This window comes from Providencia huaxiensis, assembly GCF_002843235.3.
GTDB lineage: Bacteria > Pseudomonadota > Gammaproteobacteria > Enterobacterales > Enterobacteriaceae > Providencia > Providencia huaxiensis.
Map to the genome: position 1 here is coordinate 1,794,812 of NZ_CP031123.2, position 18,313 is coordinate 1,813,124.

At 41.0% G+C, this 18,313-nt stretch carries 17 protein-coding genes and 1 pseudogene; 10 read left to right on the forward strand and 8 right to left on the reverse strand.

The features are described from left to right. Positions 1-77: 77 nt before the first annotated feature. The 4 genes from CYG50_RS10060 to maeB all read right to left on the reverse strand — a co-directional run bounded on the left by CYG50_RS10060 (position 78) and on the right by maeB (position 6,437). Positions 78-2,210, reverse strand: a complete 2,133-nt coding sequence (locus tag CYG50_RS10060; RefSeq protein ID WP_102139846.1) for a S9 family peptidase — start codon at positions 2,208-2,210, stop codon at positions 78-80. A gap of 12 nt (positions 2,211-2,222) precedes the next feature. Then, entirely contained in the window at positions 2,223-3,026 is an 804-nt protein-coding gene (locus CYG50_RS10065; protein WP_102139845.1) for an energy transducer TonB, read from the reverse strand. 145 nt (positions 3,027-3,171) lie between these two features. Continuing rightward, the gene (locus tag CYG50_RS10070) at positions 3,172-4,038 is read right to left on the reverse strand and encodes a ChaN family lipoprotein (protein WP_168222844.1); all 867 of its coding nucleotides are present in this window, start codon (positions 4,036-4,038) and stop codon (positions 3,172-3,174) included. A gap of 119 nt (positions 4,039-4,157) precedes the next feature. Continuing rightward, a complete protein-coding gene (maeB, locus tag CYG50_RS10075; RefSeq protein WP_102139844.1) occupies positions 4,158-6,437 on the reverse strand; it encodes an NADP-dependent oxaloacetate-decarboxylating malate dehydrogenase in 2,280 nt (759 codons plus the stop codon). A gap of 539 nt (positions 6,438-6,976) precedes the next feature. Between maeB and CYG50_RS10080 the strand changes: the two genes are divergently transcribed. The 4 genes from CYG50_RS10080 (at position 6,977) to CYG50_RS10095 (ending at position 9,923) form a co-directional block, all read left to right on the forward strand. Beyond that, the gene (locus CYG50_RS10080; RefSeq protein WP_102139843.1) at positions 6,977-7,597 is read left to right on the forward strand and encodes a LuxR C-terminal-related transcriptional regulator; all 621 of its coding nucleotides are present in this window, start codon (positions 6,977-6,979) and stop codon (positions 7,595-7,597) included. 145 nt (positions 7,598-7,742) lie between these two features. Further along, a complete protein-coding gene (locus CYG50_RS10085) occupies positions 7,743-8,114 on the forward strand; it encodes an ArsC family reductase (protein WP_168222845.1) in 372 nt (123 codons plus the stop codon). A 13-nt stretch (positions 8,115-8,127) separates the two neighbouring features. Further along, the gene (dapE, locus tag CYG50_RS10090; protein ID WP_102139842.1) at positions 8,128-9,258 is read left to right on the forward strand and encodes a succinyl-diaminopimelate desuccinylase; all 1,131 of its coding nucleotides are present in this window, start codon (positions 8,128-8,130) and stop codon (positions 9,256-9,258) included. Then, complete coding sequence (locus CYG50_RS10095) at positions 9,255-9,923, forward strand: M15 family metallopeptidase (protein WP_102139841.1); 669 nt, start codon at positions 9,255-9,257, stop codon at positions 9,921-9,923. The genes dapE and CYG50_RS10095 overlap by 4 nt, the downstream gene beginning before the upstream one ends. 54 nt (positions 9,924-9,977) lie before the next feature. On the opposite strand, the gene CYG50_RS10100 is transcribed toward CYG50_RS10095, so the two are convergent. Then, entirely contained in the window at positions 9,978-10,370 is a 393-nt protein-coding gene (locus CYG50_RS10100; protein ID WP_102139840.1) for a DUF454 family protein, read from the reverse strand. Positions 10,371-10,712: 342 nt separating this feature from the next. Between CYG50_RS10100 and CYG50_RS10105 the strand changes: the two are divergent. Then, positions 10,713-10,903 (forward strand): annotated as a pseudogene (locus CYG50_RS10105) (YpfN family protein). Here CYG50_RS10105 and CYG50_RS10110 read toward each other — a convergent pair. Both CYG50_RS10110 and CYG50_RS10115 read right to left on the reverse strand, forming a co-directional pair. Further along, the gene (locus CYG50_RS10110) at positions 10,884-12,905 is read right to left on the reverse strand and encodes a tRNA(Met) cytidine acetyltransferase TmcA (protein ID WP_102139839.1); all 2,022 of its coding nucleotides are present in this window, start codon (positions 12,903-12,905) and stop codon (positions 10,884-10,886) included. The pseudogene CYG50_RS10105 and the gene CYG50_RS10110 overlap by 20 nt on opposite strands. A gap of 7 nt (positions 12,906-12,912) precedes the next feature. Further along, positions 12,913-13,365, reverse strand: coding sequence for a DUF441 domain-containing protein (locus tag CYG50_RS10115; RefSeq protein WP_102139838.1), 453 nt, complete (start codon positions 13,363-13,365; stop codon positions 12,913-12,915). Between the two features lie 577 nt (positions 13,366-13,942). Between CYG50_RS10115 and CYG50_RS10120 the strand changes: the two genes are divergently transcribed. From CYG50_RS10120 to CYG50_RS10140, 5 genes are read left to right on the forward strand one after another with little or no spacing between them, the layout of a single operon-like run. Continuing rightward, entirely contained in the window at positions 13,943-14,368 is a 426-nt protein-coding gene (locus CYG50_RS10120; protein WP_102139837.1) for a PPC domain-containing DNA-binding protein, read from the forward strand. A gap of 36 nt (positions 14,369-14,404) precedes the next feature. Next, a complete protein-coding gene (locus CYG50_RS10125; RefSeq protein ID WP_102139836.1) occupies positions 14,405-14,986 on the forward strand; it encodes an ECF transporter S component in 582 nt (193 codons plus the stop codon). Next, on the forward strand, positions 14,987-15,691 hold the full coding sequence (locus tag CYG50_RS10130) for an energy-coupling factor transporter transmembrane component T (protein WP_168222846.1): 705 nt from the start codon (positions 14,987-14,989) through the stop codon (positions 15,689-15,691). Continuing rightward, a complete protein-coding gene (locus CYG50_RS10135; RefSeq protein ID WP_102139835.1) occupies positions 15,682-16,545 on the forward strand; it encodes an energy-coupling factor ABC transporter ATP-binding protein in 864 nt (287 codons plus the stop codon). Before CYG50_RS10130 ends, CYG50_RS10135 begins: the two co-directional genes overlap by 10 nt. After that, positions 16,532-17,332: an energy-coupling factor ABC transporter ATP-binding protein gene (locus CYG50_RS10140; RefSeq protein ID WP_102139834.1), complete on the forward strand. Its 801-nt coding sequence runs from the start codon at positions 16,532-16,534 to the stop codon at positions 17,330-17,332. Before CYG50_RS10135 ends, CYG50_RS10140 begins: the two co-directional genes overlap by 14 nt. A gap of 73 nt (positions 17,333-17,405) precedes the next feature. Here the strand turns inward: CYG50_RS10140 and purC are convergent, their stop codons facing one another. After that, positions 17,406-18,119 (reverse strand): phosphoribosylaminoimidazolesuccinocarboxamide synthase, encoded by a 714-nt coding sequence (purC, locus tag CYG50_RS10145; protein ID WP_102139833.1) that lies wholly within the window; start codon positions 18,117-18,119, stop codon positions 17,406-17,408. Between the last annotated feature and the right edge of the window lie 194 nt (positions 18,120-18,313).

Here is an 18,313-nt window from a genome sequence, read left to right on the forward strand (position 1 = left end):
GCCTGTGAAAAGGCTCAGCAACAATGTCATTAATATTGTTGCTGACCTGAAATAACCTCAATTTTATAGGCTAATTATTATTTTAAATAAGGAAAATATTTATCTTTATTTTCAAGCATAAGAATAAAACTATATTCTTGAGCAATATCATCTAACGCATTAAAGCGGCCCGATTTACCACCATGCCCTGCATTCATATTCGTTTCTAATAATAATAATGAATTGCCTTGTTTAATATCCCGCAATTTAGCCACCCATTTTGCAGGTTCCCAATATTGAACTTGTGAGTCATGTAGCCCTGTCGTCACTAATATGTGCGGATAATGCTGTGCTTTGATATTGTCATAAGGGCTATACGCTTTAATTCGCCAGTAGTCCTCTTCATTCTCAGGGTTACCCCACTCATCATACTCCCCAGTGGTCAATGGGATTGACGGGTCTAACATTGTGGTCACCACATCAACAAATGGAACAGCGGAAACAACACCCTCGTATAAATCAGGTGCCATGTTCACTACAGCGCCCATTAATAGCCCACCAGCACTTCCGCCCATGGCATACACATGCCCTGCTTTACCATAACCTTCTGATAATAACCCTTTGGTTGCATCAATAAAGTCAGTAAAAGTATTCATCTTGTGGATTGTTTTGCCTTGTATGTACCAATTTTTACCTAAGTCACCACCACCACGAATATGAGCAATCGCGTAAACAAAGCCACGATCCAGTAAAGACAAACGAGATGAGCTAAATGAAGGGTCAATACCATATCCATAAGCGCCATAACCATAGACTAACAATGGGTTTTGGCCATTTTTGAAAAGATCTTTACGATAAACCAAGGAAACCGGAACTTTTACTCCATCTTGTGCAGTAACCCAAATACGCTCACTTTGGTAGTTTTGCTTATTAAAATCTTTAACTTCTTCTTGTTTTAAAAGCTGTTTTTCTTGAGTCAGCATATTAATTTCATATACTGAAGACGGTGTGGTCATTGATGAATAGCCGTAGCGTAATATGTCTGTATCAGGCTCAGGGTTATTACTAATCCATGCCATATACGTTGGGTCATCAAAGCTTACTTGATTTTCTTTATGCGTTAACCAGCTGATTTGGCGAATATTTACTAAGCCATTTTGGCGCTCTTCTATCACTAGCCAATTATTAAATAAAGCAAAACCTTCAAGGTCAACCCCATCACGTGCTGCTATAAAACTTGCCCACGGAGCTGAAATATTGTCTGCAATATATAAACCAAATAATGGGTGCTGGTGATTAGAACGAATATAGAATTTACCGTTGAAATGATCAGGATAGTACTCAACACCTGTTTGACGAGGTTTTAAGATTTTAGCGTCATTTTGTGGCTTGTTTGCATCAATTAACCGATATTCAGAGGTTTCAGTACTCGTGATACCAATTAAAATAAAATCTTTTGAAGTTGATTTCGATAAACTAACGTAAAAAGTATCATCCTTTTCTTCGTACACCAGTTTGTCTTGAGTTTGCTGTGTGCCATATTGGTGCCTAACGACTTGATAAGGAAGCAATGTTTGCTTGTCCTTATTCACATAGAATAGCGTTTGGTTGTCATTGGCCCAAACAATATTACCTGATGTATTGGTTAACACATTTTCTTGCCACTCGCTCTCATCAATTTTGCGAAATGACACGACAAATTCATTACGCCCTTGGCGATCTTCAGCGATGGCAAGCGTGGTATTATCTGGCGAAATCGCTAATGCGCCCATACGATAATATTCAGTGCCTTCTGCACGTTCATTACCATCAACTAATACAGCCCATTCACCCTGGCTATTTACCGGGCGTCTTTCATATATAGAGTAGTTTTTACCTGCAACCACTCGTGAGCGGTAAGTATAACCATTATAATTATAAGGAACTGATTCATCATCCTGCTTCATACGCGAAAATAGTTCATCGTAAATTTCTTTTTTTAACGGCTCACCTTTTTCAAGTTGTTGCTGCGTATAATTATTTTCTTGCGTTAAATATTCGATAACTTCGGGAGACTCACGCTGGTCATCTCTTAACCAGTAATAGTTGTCAACACGGACATCTCCGTGAGTGGTAATGGTATGAGGTTGCTTTTGTGCTATTGGTGCTGACATTCTTTCCTCCGCAGCACTAGTGGCTGCATATAAACCAAGTAATGTAATAAGACAAAACTCAGTGAGTTTATTACGCATAATTAATCCAATCTATTTTTCATTAAGAGTAAAATCAATAGGGATCCTGACCGTTACCCGCCCATTAATTAAAATTTCGGCCGGTGGTTCAGGTAACGGTGCTGCCCTTGAGAGCACCTGCAACGCTTCTCTGTCCAAAGATCGCGTTCCAGATGAACTCACCAAGTCGCTACCAAGTAAAAAACCTTGTGGGTCAACCGTGAATGTCACGGTTGATTGACCAACTCGCCCTCGCCTTACGGCATCTTCAGGGAACCGCTTGTATTTATTTAGTTTTCCCAATACTTGAGCTTCCCACAGCCTTTTCGCGTTCTCTATCGATTGTGACTGGCTATTAAATTCTGCAGCAATTTTCTGCGTCTGTAATGGTGCTGCTGCATCACTGGTGACAGGAGCATCATTGGCTTTTGAATCAGTCGCTTGTTTTTGTTCAACCACCTGCTTTTCATGTTTTTGTTTTTTGACTTCAACTGTTCGCTGTTTACTCACCGCCTTAGCCACTTGCACTTCTGCCTGCTCATTGACTGCTAGGGGTGGGATAATTTTATCTTCAGACGGTGCCTCATGAACTTGACTCGCCACAGACAACTCTTGTAACTGACCAATGTTAGCTTCTGTCAATTGCACCGCTTGCGACTCAATCGAAATTTCCATGACCACGGATGGCGGTGGCAATAACTCTTCCCATTGTTGATTGTGAGTTACCCATAAATACATGCCAACAACCACAACATGAAGAGCGATTGCCAATGCGAGCCAACCACTCATCTTTGTCGTTCGCTTTAAATACTCATTTTCAAATGTTGTTATACTCATTTTTATCTTTCATACTTACGTATTCTCACATAAACGCAAATGATAATTAATAACAAATGAAAATGGAAATCATTTCTTAATGAAAATAAAGATTACTTCACAAAATTAACTTTTTTGAAATCATTAGGTTGCTATTATTTAGTCATCATTTAGGTGTGTACCACACAAAATCCGCATGTAAGTGGTCTATTTCTTCCCCTCTTTCCGAAATAATTAACACTTTCATTGGTTCATCAGGGGCGAGATCTTGCACATGCAAGGGGACACCAATAGCTCTTGTTGCATGGTAGCCACCTGCGAACAGAAGCGCTGGTGTAGGCGCATTTAATAACGACTCTGCCATACGACGGTCACGCAGCTGCTGTACGAACGTCATTTTTATAACTTGTTCCGCTGTAAGCTCCCCACCATGAGAACTTTCAATCGTTTTGCTGATAAGTTCTTGAACAATAGGCTGAGTAGAATACTGCCCCGCTATCGATGACGGGTTAGCATAGGCGGCAAGCACCTCTTCTTTGTCTAAATTTGCAGACAATAGTGGATAAGGTGAGCTCAGCAAATGGCGGATTAAAGACCCATATTGTTCCCAAGGCCAGCCGCTATTCCAATTTAAGGCAGACTGTAACTTTTCATCACGAATATAGGGGTTACTTTGCATCTGTGCCTGTACACGGCTCACGCCCTTTTGCTGTGAAGGTGTCAGCATTTCGAGTAGAACCGCGCCTTGAGGACGTATTTTTGGCATTTCTTGTACAAGCCACTGCTCAATTTGGTGGTGATAGTGGTTATCATGCTTTTCTCCCACGATCACACGTGGAGATTGAGCAAGCTGCTCAATTAATTGTTGAGGAGTTAAAGACTTACCTGTTGCTAAGTCAATAATTTGGTTACTAACTGTTAGTTGATTATCTAATTGTACGGTTGTCGGTTCAACTTTTTGTGTACAACCAGTAAGAAAGAATAACCCAACCATCAAAGTGGCTATTCGAGAGGTCAATCTAATTGAAATCATTATGCTTTCCGTCTTGTGTAGTCAAACCCACAAGATACAGATAATGAGAATCATTTTCAATAAAAAAGGCCACTATGAAACCATAGAAGCCTTTAAAAGGGATTAACTAATATTAACCGTTAGAGAGGATTTGTTTGAGCCTCAACAACCGCTAAAGCAACCATATTCACGATACGGCGTACCGACGCAATTGGTGTCAAAATATGCACAGGTTTCGCAACCCCCATCAACACCGGCCCGACAGTCACACCATCAGAGCTAGTCACACGCAGTAAGTTATAACTAATACGTGCCGCTTCCATATTTGGCATTATTAATAAATTTGCTGAACCTTTTAATGGGCTATCTGGCATCACATCTTTACGGATAGACTCAATTAATGCGGCATCCGCATGCATTTCGCCGTCAATTTCAAGATGTGGGTCACGTGCTTTAATCATCGATAACGTATCACGCATTTTTTGTGCTGATGAGCAATCTGAAGAGCCAAAGCTAGAACGCGATAACAGCGCGACTTTCGGTTCAATACCAAAGCGTCTTACCGTATCCGCTGCCATTAACGTGATTTCAGTTAGCTCTTCCGGTGAAGGGTCTTCATTGACATAAGTGTCTGCAATGAATGTATTCCCCGTTGGCAGTAATAATGCGTTCATTGCACCAGCGGTGTGAACACCTTCGCGGAAACCAAACAGTTCTTTAACCACTTCGTAGTGTTCGCCATAACTTCCGACAGTACCACAAATCATCCCGTCAGCTTCGCCACGTAACACCATGATCCCACCAATTAAGGTTGGGTTATTAATCACTGCACGGCGCGCCATTTCTTGGGAAACACCACGACGTTTCATGATTTGGTAATATTCTTGCCAATACTCTTTATAACGCGGGTCATTTTCATTATTGACCACTTCAAAATCTTTACCTAACTCAATATGTAGGCCAAGTTTTTGAATACGCATTTCAATCACACTTGGACGCCCAACTAAGACTGGGAAAGCTAAACCTAAAGAAACCAGCTCTTGAGTGGCATGTAATACACGTTCTTCTTCCCCTTCGGCTAAAACAATGCGTTTTTTCGCAGTCTTCGCTTGGGAGAAAATAGGCTTCATAAATAAGTTTGTTTTATAAACAAATTGGTTCAATTTTTCGATATAAGCATCGAAATCTTCAATTGGACGTGTTGCTACCCCTGAGTCCATTGCCGCTTTTGCCACAGCCGGTGCAATTTTAACAATCAAACGTGGGTCAAATGGTTTCGGAATAATATACTCAGGGCCAAAGAATAGATCTTGATTGCCATACGCTGAAGCCACTTCTTCGCTTTGTTCTGCCAATGCCAAATCTGCAATGGCGTACACACAAGCCAGTTTCATCTCTTCATTTATCGTTGTTGCACCGACATCTAACGCACCACGGAAAATGAATGGGAAACATAACACGTTATTAACCTGATTTGGGTAATCAGAGCGACCGGTACAAATGATGGCATCAGGACGAACTTCTTTCGCTAACGGTGGCAATATTTCAGGTTCAGGGTTAGCCAATGCTAAGATCAGTGGATCTTTTGCCATGGTTTTCACCATTTCTGGCGTTAAAAGGCGAGGACCTGAACAACCTAAGAAAATATCTGCATTAGGAATAGCATCCGCTAAAGTACGTTGACCGTTATCTTCAATTGCATACGCGGCTTTAGTCACATCCATGCGCTCGTCACGGCCTTTATAAATCACCCCTTTGGAATCACAGACGGTGATATGTTCGCGTTTCAACCCTAACGCGACTAATAGATTCATACAAGCGATTGATGCTGCCCCTGCGCCAGAAACGACTAGGCGAACATCACCAATCTCTTTTTTAACAATCCGTAACCCATTAATGACAGCGGCAGTACAGATGATCGCCGTTCCGTGTTGGTCATCATGGAATACAGGAATTTTCATCCGCTCACGGAGTTTTTGTTCAATATAAAAGCATTCTGGTGCTTTGATATCTTCTAAGTTAATACCGCCAAAAGTCGGCTCAAGGGATGCTATGATATCCACGAGCTTGTCTGGATCGGTTTCATCAACTTCAATATCAAAGACATCAACACCAGAAAACTTTTTAAATAGTACACCTTTCCCTTCCATGACGGGCTTACCAGCCAAAGCACCGATATTACCTAACCCAAGAACAGCAGTACCATTAGACACCACCCCGACAAGGTTACCTTTAGCCGTGTAACGATAAGCTTTAAGTGGGTCATCTGCAATTTCAAGACATGGCACTGCAACACCTGGTGAGTATGCTAATGCGAGATCTCTCTGGGTTGTTAGGGGTTTAGTTGGGGTAACCGTAATTTTCCCAGGATGTGGAAACTCATGAAAATCAAGAGCACTTTGTTTTAATTTATCATCCATCGTCAAGTCCTTTCAAAATAAGTAAGGTAAGAGCGATAACAGTATAAACACATCTCACTAGCAAATCATGATCATACCTGCAATTTCCAGAAAAATCTTTCAGTTACAGCCTTTCAGTGACAATAGAGTTAGGCCACTATTAGAGTAAAACGTAATCGCTTTGATTATATCGCAACACCGTTTTAATTATTAAAAATAAAACTAAAATAATTTATAGTTAATTTCATGATGGTAATATATATAAATAATTAATTACCTAACAACACTGTGTAATTCCGTTTCAAAATCACTTATTTTTAATTTTAATTTAAATATTAGATATGAATTTTCTGATTTTAATGTATTATCGATAAACACCTTATTTTATTAGCATAGCTATTCAAATTAATTAAAGAAGTAACATTAATAATATACCAAACTAGTTTTATAATTATTAATATACTTATTAAATATAATAAACATATTGAAATCAGATTGTCTATTTTATGGGGAATACTTAACTAGACTTTGACGTTTGAGACATAAAAAAGGAACCCTCTATGTCTAAATATACAGTAATGATTATTGATGAGCACCCTATTATACGCTTGGGATTGCGTCAGCTCATAAATACAGATACACACTTTAGTGTCACAGCAGAGTGCTCTTGTTGTTACGAAGCCTTAAGTATCGCAAGGCACCTACAGCCTAATCTCATTATCATCGATACCAATATTCAAGGTATTAAAACATTTGAAACTATGCGATTACTTCGTAAACACTGCAATGACAGTTACTTACTAGTGTTATCTGCATCAACAATTAAAACAGATATATATGGTGCTATTGATGCAGGTGCACAAGGTTATTTATTGAAAAGCAGTGAACTTGACATGCTATTTTATAGCATGAAGAAGGCCTCTAGAGGGCAATTAGTTTTTAGTGAAAAAATATATCAACATCTTATTTCACGTCATAATTATAATGATCCGCTATCAGTACTGACGAAACGAGAATCTGAAATTTTACATGAACTGGCTGTCGGCTTGAAAAATCGTGAAATATCTAATTTGCTTTTTATTTCTGAGGAAACCGTTAAAGTTCACATTCGAAATATTCTTAAAAAGTTACGCGTTCGCTCTCGTCTAGAAGCTAGTTTAATTTATATGCGCTCAAGATGATTTTTTTAATATATTAATTATCGAGGCTAAGTCACATAGTTTTTAATTATAAGGTTATTATATATTTCTCAAGTTTGGGCTAGATCCCAAGTGATTTTTGCCTCATTATGTAAGGATTATCGCTAGTTTTTTTGAGGAAAATCATATGCCAAATACATCTAACTCTCCTTATATCATGTACGGAATTAAAAACTGTGACACCATTAAAAAAGCACGCCGTTACTTAGAAGATAATGGCGTTAACTATCAGTTTCATGATTATCGTGTTGATGGTATTAGCGATGAATTACTTTCTACCTTTATGGAACATATTGATTGGGAAGTGTTAGTCAATAAACGGGGAACAACGTGGCGTAAACTGACTGACGATGAAAAAAATGCAGTTGTTGACGCAGACAGTGCAAAAAAAGTACTACTTGCAGAGCCTGCCATGATCAAAAGGCCCGTACTTGTTTCTCCAGATAACCAATACTTAGTTGGGTTTAACGCTAATGACTACCAAAACTTCATTCGATAATCAGGTGGATATAATGGATTGCCCCGTTATTCAGCTTGCCAAAGAATTAATTACTCGCCCTTCTATCAGCCCCGATGACCAAGGCTGCCAAGCAATACTTACCGAGCGCTTAAACCAACTTAGTTTTACTGTTGAACCCATGCATTTTGGTGACACATTGAATTTTTGGGCACACCGAGGTGCTCAGGGGCCAACCCTTGCATTCGCAGGTCATACCGATGTTGTACCGGCAGGCAATAGCGAAAATTGGCAGACTCCGCCGTTTAACCCAACAATTATAAATCAACATCTATATGGCCGTGGTGCTGCTGATATGAAAGGTTCAGTCGCAGCAATGGTTGTCGCAGCAGAGCGTTTTGTCAAAAAACACCCTCATCATCCGGGACGCTTGGCCTTTTTAATCACATCTGATGAAGAAGCTGCTGCGTTGGATGGCACGGTTAAAGTTGTTGAAACATTAATAGCACGTAATGAGCGCGTTGATTACTGTTTAGTCGGTGAGCCGTCAAGCCAATCACAATTAGGCGACATCATAAAGAATGGACGTAGAGGCTCTATTACAGCGAACTTAACTATTTTGGGTACACAGGGACACGTTGCCTATCCCCATTTAGCGGACAACCCGGTGCACCGCTCAACCGCTTTTTTGCAAGAGCTCACCTCAACTATCTGGGATAACGGCAATGAGTTCTTCCCTGCCACTACCATGCAAATTGCCAATATCCATGCAGGTACTGGGGCAAGTAATGTGATCCCCGGAGAGTTATTTATTCAATTTAATTTTCGTTTCAGCACAGAATTGACTGACACACAGATACGTGACAGGGTCACCAATATGTTAGACCGCCATGGCCTTACATATAAAATGGAATGGTCATTATCTGGGCAGCCATTTTTGACTGAAAAACAAGAACTTGTCACTGCAACTCTGCAAGCAATTCATGAACTGACAGGTCTTAACGCAGAGCTATCGACAAGTGGTGGAACATCGGATGGTCGTTTTATCGCCCAAATGGGAACTCAAGTGATTGAGCTCGGCCCATTGAACGCCACCATACATAAAGTTGATGAATGCGTGAGTGTCAAAGACTTGCAACAATTGGCCTTAATTTATGAGCGAGTCATGGAGCTATTGTTATTATGATCACCATCGCAATGCTAACAGGCCGTTCCACGGACCATCTAGTGACACTTGGCGGCTCTCATCGCCTACAGTTTAATGCCACCAAAGCATTTTTAGCCATGCAACAAGCAGCGGTAAAAGCAGGCTTCAAGTTACAATCAGCAAGTGCATTTCGTGATTTTTCACGTCAACAGTTAATTTGGAATGAAAAATTCACTGGCCTCCGCCCTGTTCTTGATGCACAGAGCCAACCTCTAGATATTACAGCCCTTTCTGAAGGTGAGCTTTGTGAGGCGATTTTGCATTGGTCTGCATTACCCGGTGCAAGCCGTCATCATTGGGGAACCGAAATAGACGTGTATGACCCATTACGTATCCCAGCAGGGCAAACATTGCAGTTAGAACCTTGGGAGTATGAAACTGGCGGCTACCTTGCTGAACTAAATCACTGGCTCACGGATAATATGGCGACATTTGATTTTTATCGCCCTTTTACTGCCAAAAATGCAGGGGTTGCCTATGAACCTTGGCATATTAGCTACTGGCCGTTATCCCATGAAGCTGAACAGCTATTAACGCCAGAAGTGATTAAGCAAGTTCTAGAACAAGAGGATATTTGCGGGAAAAACTGGTTAAACAGTAACTTAGATTATGTATTCGAACGCTATATTAGAGCTCCTGAATAACCCCTAAGTCAGCAAAGCAACTTCTATCACGCCTCATAAATTACATTACATAATTTATGAGGCTTTTTTATTTTTCGTGGAAATTTGTTCATCAACAACTGGAAGTCGATACATAAAAATAAGCAGCCAACACAACAGTGCCAATAAGCCAATTTTCAACCATACATAACTAACAACCCAGATTGATAATGAAAAAGTAAGTATTATCAATATAATTGCTTTGGGTTTTGCCCCTTTAGGTAGCCCTCTGTGCTTTTGCCAATGACGGATATACCCCCCAAACCAAGAGCGATATAATAACCAATGATGAAAGCGTGGAGATGAACGAGAAAAGCACCATGCCGCCAGCAATAAGAAAGGCGTAGTCGGCAAAACAGGAAGAACGACGCCAGCAAAAGCCAGCGCAACAGCTAACCATCCAATAACAATGAGGAACAATTTTTTCAAAATTACTCCTCCTCTCTAATAAATAAATTAAATGGTAAAAACCGCATAAATTTTGTGGTAACTCATAATAATATCAATGGTATACTCTAATGGTAAACAAGCTTAATGAAAAGTCGCTTTTGCCTGTTGGAATGATTATTACTAGCAGTGACTAGAGTAACTGAGCGATATCAACGCACAAACAGCTCAAAGAATGGCTCTCTCAACCCATTCTAAATTATTTGAGTTGTATGAAGGCGATGAGTGAAGGCATCCCTAGGAGCATACAAAAGTATGTGACTAGGGTAACTGAGCGATATCAACGCACAGACAGCTCAAAGAATGACGAATGGAAGGTAATGTATGCAATGGTTAGCCGACTACTGGTGGATAATTTTACTCTTATTGGTAGGTATTATCTGGAATTCAGTCAAAGAAATGATGAATTGGACCCCAAAAAATTTTTAGATGACAAGCCAGAAATTCCCCCACATCAAGATAATAACCACCTTTGGGATGATGAAGACGATTGGCCTAAAGACAAGAAGAAATAACCTTTTGCTTTATCTCCGCTAACAGCGTGGGTTGGTATTGTTTTACCTGTATACCAACCACTTCTCTTACTCGTTGTAGCCATTGCTTTTGCCCTGTTATACCAACATCTGCGCAAATCTGTGCGATGGGCTCACATGACACCAAATGCCGTCTGAGAAGCGAAAGCCCGTTTTTTTCTTCCTTCAATAAACGCAGAATCGCACTTTCACTCGCAGAAATGGGCCGTTTAAACTCACTAAACCCGATGAGTTCAACCCAATCATCTGTCGTTAATTGCTGTTGTGAGTCTGTTGTGAAAGCAAACTCTTGTAAATCACTGCGCCAATATAGGTCACGTTTTAGCCGTAACTCCCCCTGTTCACAGAGTTGGTATGCACGGTTTGATATCGGTAGAATAGCCATTGCGGTAAAACAGCCACTGCTTGCTTCTTTATGAGTGCCAATGCGTATCAGCCTAAAACCGGCTTTTTGCCAAAAAGCCGTTAAATCAGGTGTTAGCCCAAAACTAACAGATAAAAAATCCAACCCTTGCTCTGTAGCAACTGTTTTTTGTTTTTCTAACAGCGTTAAACCAATTTGGCGCCTACGGTGGTGCGCATCAACCGCAATACGCATTACACGGCGAGATTGCCACTGTGCCGCATTAGGAAAAGCACTGTGAGCTGCCAATGACTGGACAACTAAATTTCCTCTTGGTCGACGAAGCCCAGCCCATATTTGCCAACTCAATGATTCGGTCAACTGTCCTTCATCTACCATCCATAATGCACCTAAATAAGCACAATTATGAGACTCGGTTTTTGCCACCATAAAATGTTGTTGCTGAGCATCCAATAGTCGTCGTAAATCTAATGGTGACGTTCGATAGTGTGCGCTCATCAATAGGCCATAAAATGCGCTTAGTTTTTCATTATTTTCTACTAATGACGCCTGAGTTAACGCTTTATATTCAACAGTTTCAGTAATAACCGTTTGAGAGGTGGGCTCTTGCAGTAATAGAGCGCTATTAACCCATGATTCTAAGGCGTCATTAGCCGCATAGCGCATAGGGCTATCAAGTTGCAATAACCTGAAATGCGTTAGGCTTGCGCAAAATTTCAACATGAAACCACGCCCTGTTCCCTCATAGCCATCGACGGTTGTGGTCAATAAAACACGGGGAAAATACTCAACCAGCTCTCGTAAAATATAATTAGGAATAGCGGAAGCTTCATCGATGATCAGCCAATCTGCTGTTATTTTTTCATTGCTGCGGCAGTAGGCTAATAAGTTATCAGGTGACCAAAAGTTAATCGGTTGGCCTGCATGTCGGCTTAATACTTCCGTCGCCACTTTGGCGGGTGCACAACACCAACACTCTCCCCCAAATTGTTGTATTAACATGCCTGCTATTGCCGATTTTCCGCGCCCTCTTGGCGCTATTAAGCCCCAAACTCCATGTTCTGCGTTTAATAATTGGCTAATTATTTGTTGCTGTTGTTTTGTTGGCTGTCCTGTAGGTGCTTGCCATAACGGTTTGTTTTTTAGCAATGGAAAATCAGGTTTATCCCCTTGTTTATAAAATAAAATATCAGAGGGTGCTTCAAAAGTCCGTTGCAGATGGTGAACAAAATTCGGTGTCGAAATAACCCCAGATTGTTCATTCCAACGAAGGCTGTCGATATCATTATTTGTCGCCCACTCAGATTGCGGTGCGGTGCATAATATTAACAAGCTCCCTGCTTTTAACGTGCCAGCAAGCATGGCTAGCGCTTCGCTATGAAAGCCTTCACGCACATCAAAGATGCCATGCAAAAATTCACGGCCCAATAATAGATGGGCATTTTCAGGGGAAACACCGTGAGGCAAGTTTGATGAAATTGTTAACCAGTCGCCATCAATAGTTGTTTGAATTTCGTTGAGTTGCTGTTCCACCCACACATTGTCGCCAGAAAGAACCATAAGACGACGCATGCCAACCAGATGCAGCTGCTCGATAATAACAGGAAGTAATTTCAACATCGTAATGCTATGATTTACCAATTAATAATGACAATATCCCTGCCGCGATTAAAGGCCCCACAGGCACACCACGGAATAAGGCTACACCAATCACGGTTCCAACAAGTAAGCCTGCAACAGTAGACGGTTGATGGGTCATTAATGTGACGCCTCGGCTACCCAGCCAAGAAACGGCGATCCCAATAACAATTGCCAGAATCGATTTCCAATTCAAAAATGAGCCCAATACCTCACTAGCGGTTATTTTGCCGCTCGCAATTGGTGTCATAACGCCGATAGTTAAGATAAGTATGCCAATGGTTAAACCATATTTTTCAATCCATGGAAAATAATTATTCAATGGTGTTATTCTGACTACCAATAAAAATAGCATCGCAAGGGTGACTGTCATATTATGACTGATAATACCTAACCCAGCTAATACCAAGAGAATGATTAGTGTTGGATCAACATGACTCATAGATTTGTCCCTGTAAAACGCACAATTATAATTTATTTGCAGTCAATCGACTGACTTAAAAACATGTTATTGGCTCATCATCAAAGAAGCAAATATTAACGCCAACTCTTTTTATTTTTATAACGATATTTTTAATTAATAATAAGCCACTATCTCTGCACAGTTAATTAACCAAAATGTGACATTTGAGCTATTTTTTATTCGCTATTTAATGCTTCTAGAAAAATAGTCACTCAGAATATCTGACGGCGCCTCCCTTAATTGAACAAAAATTAACATGGTAATACGGATAATCCTGACCATCGATAAAACTTAAGCTAAATATTCGGAATATTCATCACTGTTTATTTTTTTACTTCTCGCTTTTTTTTATATTTATCATTATAAAAACCAACTTATGGTGCCTTTTGCTGAAGATAGACCGAAATACCTTTACCGCCAGACAATCCATCTCAATTGCGTATAATAATCACGACCAATTAATACTGAAAAATCATAACTTCACATTATTTATAATTTTAGTGATTTCAATGGTTGTGCGACGCTCAGCGCAAGCACAATTATTAGGATTAATAATATGAATCAACTTTTATCACCCTATTCAAACGCTCGTTTTATTGCCATCCGCTTAGTCCCTGGCGAAGATGTGATCTTAACATTAAGACAAAAAATTGAGCAGCATGGCCTAAAAGCTGCATTTATTGTCAGTAGTGTCGGCAGCTTAACTGACGTTGCACTGCGTTTTGCAGGCCAAGAGAATACCTTTCAAACAACCGGTAAGTTTGAAATTGTTTCATTCATTGGCACGTTAGATGCCCAGGGTGAACACCTGCATTTATCTGTCTCCGATGAACACGGAAAAGTCCTCGGTGGTCATATGATGCCGGGTTGTACTGTTAGAACCACATTAGAGCTGGTTATTGGGGAACTTGAGAAAGTTAATTTCACTCGTGAGCCTTGCCCGTTGTCTGGTTATGAAGAGCTGATTATCACGTCTCGTTAATTTTATTATTTTATTACTGTAAGGAATGACTTTGTCATGGGTAAAATGTCGATTATCTCTAGTCGCACTCTGACCTTAATTGTGTTTTCTATTGCCATTAATATGGTCATTGGCCAATTAAGTTCGATGCTAAAATTGCCTATATTTTTAGATTCTATCGGAACGCTAATTTGTGCATTATTAGCTGGCCCTTGGGTTGCATTATTGAGTGGCTTATTAACGAATTTATTATGGGGTTTACTCAGTGGCCCAATTGCAGCGGCTTTTGCCCCTGTAGCAATGATGATTGGCCTGAGTGCTGGGTTATTAGCCCGTGCAGGTGGTTTTCGCACCTTACCAAGAGTGATCTTATCCGGTGTTGTGATTACTTTTGCGTTAATGATCGTTGCAGTTCCCATTCGCACTTACTTATTCGCAGGAACAACTGGTAGTGGAGCTGACTTTTTTGTCGCGTATTTTCATGCAGTTGGCGATAACTTATTAGAGTCAGTGGCAATTACGGTATTAGGCGCCAATATTACAGATAAAGTCGCATCAGCCATTATTGCTTGGTTACTGGTTCGACAATTACCAGAACGCGTTCAACGTAATTACCCAAATATGGCTAAGGTCCGTTAGATGCATCCATTTACCTCGCTGACAATTTGGTTTTGGCTCAGTATAACTTCGCTTTTTTTACCATTGGGTTGGCCATTAATTCTGCTAGGTTGCAGCACTTTCGCTGCTTTAATATTTTGGCGGCCAGCCCGCCACCGTTGGAAGATTGTTGCATGGATTATGCTTCCCATGGCTGCAGGGCTTTGGTTAATTCATGGTGGATGGCTAGCTCAGCTATTAACTGGAGCCACTTTAAAAAATAGCCGCCCTGAATTTGCGTTGGCATTGTGGTTTAAGTTATTAACGATTATTAGTGCTTCTCAACTTTGGCTGCAGTATGTACCGACTGAACGCTTTATTCGGGCTTTATTTGCTAGCCGTTTACCTGCGAGTTTCGCTTACCTACTCGCTGGCCCATTACTACTTGCCGAACAACTTCGTCAACAATTAGGCACCATCCGTGAAGCACAAATAGCCAGAGGCGTTCCTCTTGATGGTCGCTTTTGGCAACGTATTACATCGTTACCTGCCCTATTGTTTCCACTTGCCAGTAATACCTTGAGTGAACTGAGTATTCGTGGCGCTGCATTAGATATGCGTGGCTTTCGTTATTGTACTAAACGCACGACATTGAACCCACCGGTGGATAGCACCCACCAAGCCTTGCTCAGGTATGGGTTAGTTTTGTTAATTGTTATTGAAGGCGGTCTTTCTCTGTGGTGGTGAATTTACAACAAATGCGCTTCATTCCACAAGGCGCGGAACAGTCCCTATTAGGGCCAATTGACCTTCAGCTCAATGCAGGCCAATGGCTATGTGTATTGGGTGGTAACGGTAGTGGAAAAAGTACGTTAGCACAAATACTTGCAGGTTGGCACAATGACCTCATTCAGGGGGAAATTGAAGGAGCCGCAGAGGTATTGCAAGCCCCCTTAGCTGACAGCTCTGTGGTTCAGGCGTCTATCTCACGCCAACTTGTTCAGCAATCCCCCCAATTACAACTTTCAGGCTGCGCGTTTACCGTTGAACAGGAAATTGCGTTCGGGCCTGAGAACCTTGGTTTAACACCCGACGAAATTAGTGAGCGAGTTGAAGTTGCCATTGAACTCACATTTTGTGAGGCACTGCGTACGCGCCACCCTGCCACCTTATCCGGCGGTGAAGCACAACGCGTTGTGTTAGCAAGTGCATTAGCGATGCAGCCTAAACTCCTGTTACTTGATGAAGCTTTTAGTCGGCTAACACCCAGTGCAACACAGCGCATATTAGCCCAGTTACAACGCTATACAGAACAAACGGGCTGCAGCATTATTTTTTTTGAACGTAACTTACTACCGGCTATCAGTTTCTGTGGCCTATTTCTTTTGCTAAGTACGGGGCAAGCCTTTCAAGAAGCAGGAAAAATGGTCTCAACAGGCGGTTTAAATGATGTTTTTCTTGATGCTCTTGAAACAATCAATATGCCAGATGCATGGCGGGTGATAGGTGAGCTGGTCAAATTAGAGCATTGGCAAGAAAATATTCCCCACGATGAAGCGCAATTGCTACAGATGTTTAAGGAGCAATATGTTACAGCTTAACAATCTGAGTTATCGTTGGCCAAGTTCAACTATTGATAATATACAATCTTTATCTCTATCTATTCACCCTGGTGAATGGGTTGCTTTGGTTGGGGATAATGGTGCAGGAAAATCAACATTGTTGCGCCTTTTAGCGGGGTTATTACACCCCACACAAGGCGACATTCTGCTTGATAGCCAGCCGCTTCACCTTCTCTCTTCACCACAAAGAGCCAACCATATCGGCATTTTATTCCAAGAAGCTGAGAAACAAATTTTTCATAGTTGTGTGCGTGATGAAATTGCGTTTGGCTTAAAACGCCAGAAATATCATAAACGTGATATTCAAGACCGAGTACATCAGGCACTTGAAATTTGCCATCTATCCGACGTAGCGGATAAACACCCTTTAGATTTGCATGCAGGCCAACGTAGGATGGTTGCTGTTGCTTGTTTAGAGGCTGTTTCCCCTAAGCTATTGCTACTTGATGAACCAAGCCGTGACTTTGATGCCTTTTGGATGCGAAAATTTGAAGATTGGCTGACATTACAACGCGAAAAAGGGGTAACTGTCGTTTCGATTAGCCACGACCTTGATTTTGTTGCCCGCCATTTTCAGCGTGTATTGCATCTATCAAAGGGGAATCTAATCGCTGATGGTCAGCCACTGGAAGTATTAGGTCATCCAGAGTTACAAGTTGAAAGCCCACTTCCCGCACCGACATTGATGTCACTTAGTCAGCAACTACAAATAAATACCACGGATACCACTCTCTCTTCATGGGTCACTCATTTGATTCGCCAATAGCCGCCTTGGGTTAATGGCTAAAAAAATAGCCTGCAATGCAGGCTAAAATATCATTCAAATTATAGGAAATTGATTAATCTAACTGCACGCCAATACGACGTGCGACTTCTTCGTAAGCCTCAATTAAGCCGCCAAGGCTCTGACGAAAACGGTCTTTATCCATTTTATTGAGCGTTTCTTTGTCCCATAAACGGCTACCGTCTGGAGAAAACTCATCGCCTAAGACGACTTGGCCTTTATACAAGCCAAACTCCAGTTTAAAATCGACTAAAATTAGCCCTGCATCAGCAAAAATTTTACTGAGCACTTCATTGGCTTTGTAGCTTAGCTCACGCATTTTTGCCAAGTTTTCTTTACTCACCCAGCCAAATGTCTCACAGTACGATTCATTCACCATCGGGTCGTGCTTGGCATCGTCCTTTAAGAATAAATCAAATAAAGGCGGGTTTAACTCCATGCCTTCTTCAACACCTAAGCGTTTTACCAGTGAACCTGCTGCACGGTTGCGGATCACACACTCAACAGGCACCATATCTAACTTTTTCACCAGAGCTTCTGTGTCAGACAATAATGCTTCCATTTGCGTTGGAATACCGGCGGCTTCTAATTTGCTCATAATGAAATGGTTAAATTTGTTATTTACCATACCTTTACGGTCAAACTGCTCGATACGTTCACCATCGAGTGCTGATGTATCATTACGGAACTCCAGAACCAGTAGATCAGGATCCTCTGTGGTATAGACTGTTTTTGCCTTACCACGATACAACTCAGCTTTCTTTTGCATCTTACACACTCCAGAGATGTGATTAAACTAAACAAAATCAACCTGCACAGCAGATTCAGATAAGTAACAGAAGAACAAAAACCAACCAAATGGCCTATTCATTGTTAATTTTCTGCTCTGTTTCAGTCAGTTACTGAAATTCACCATGCGAAACGCTAACTAGCTGATATTCAATATTTTATAATTCACTGCTA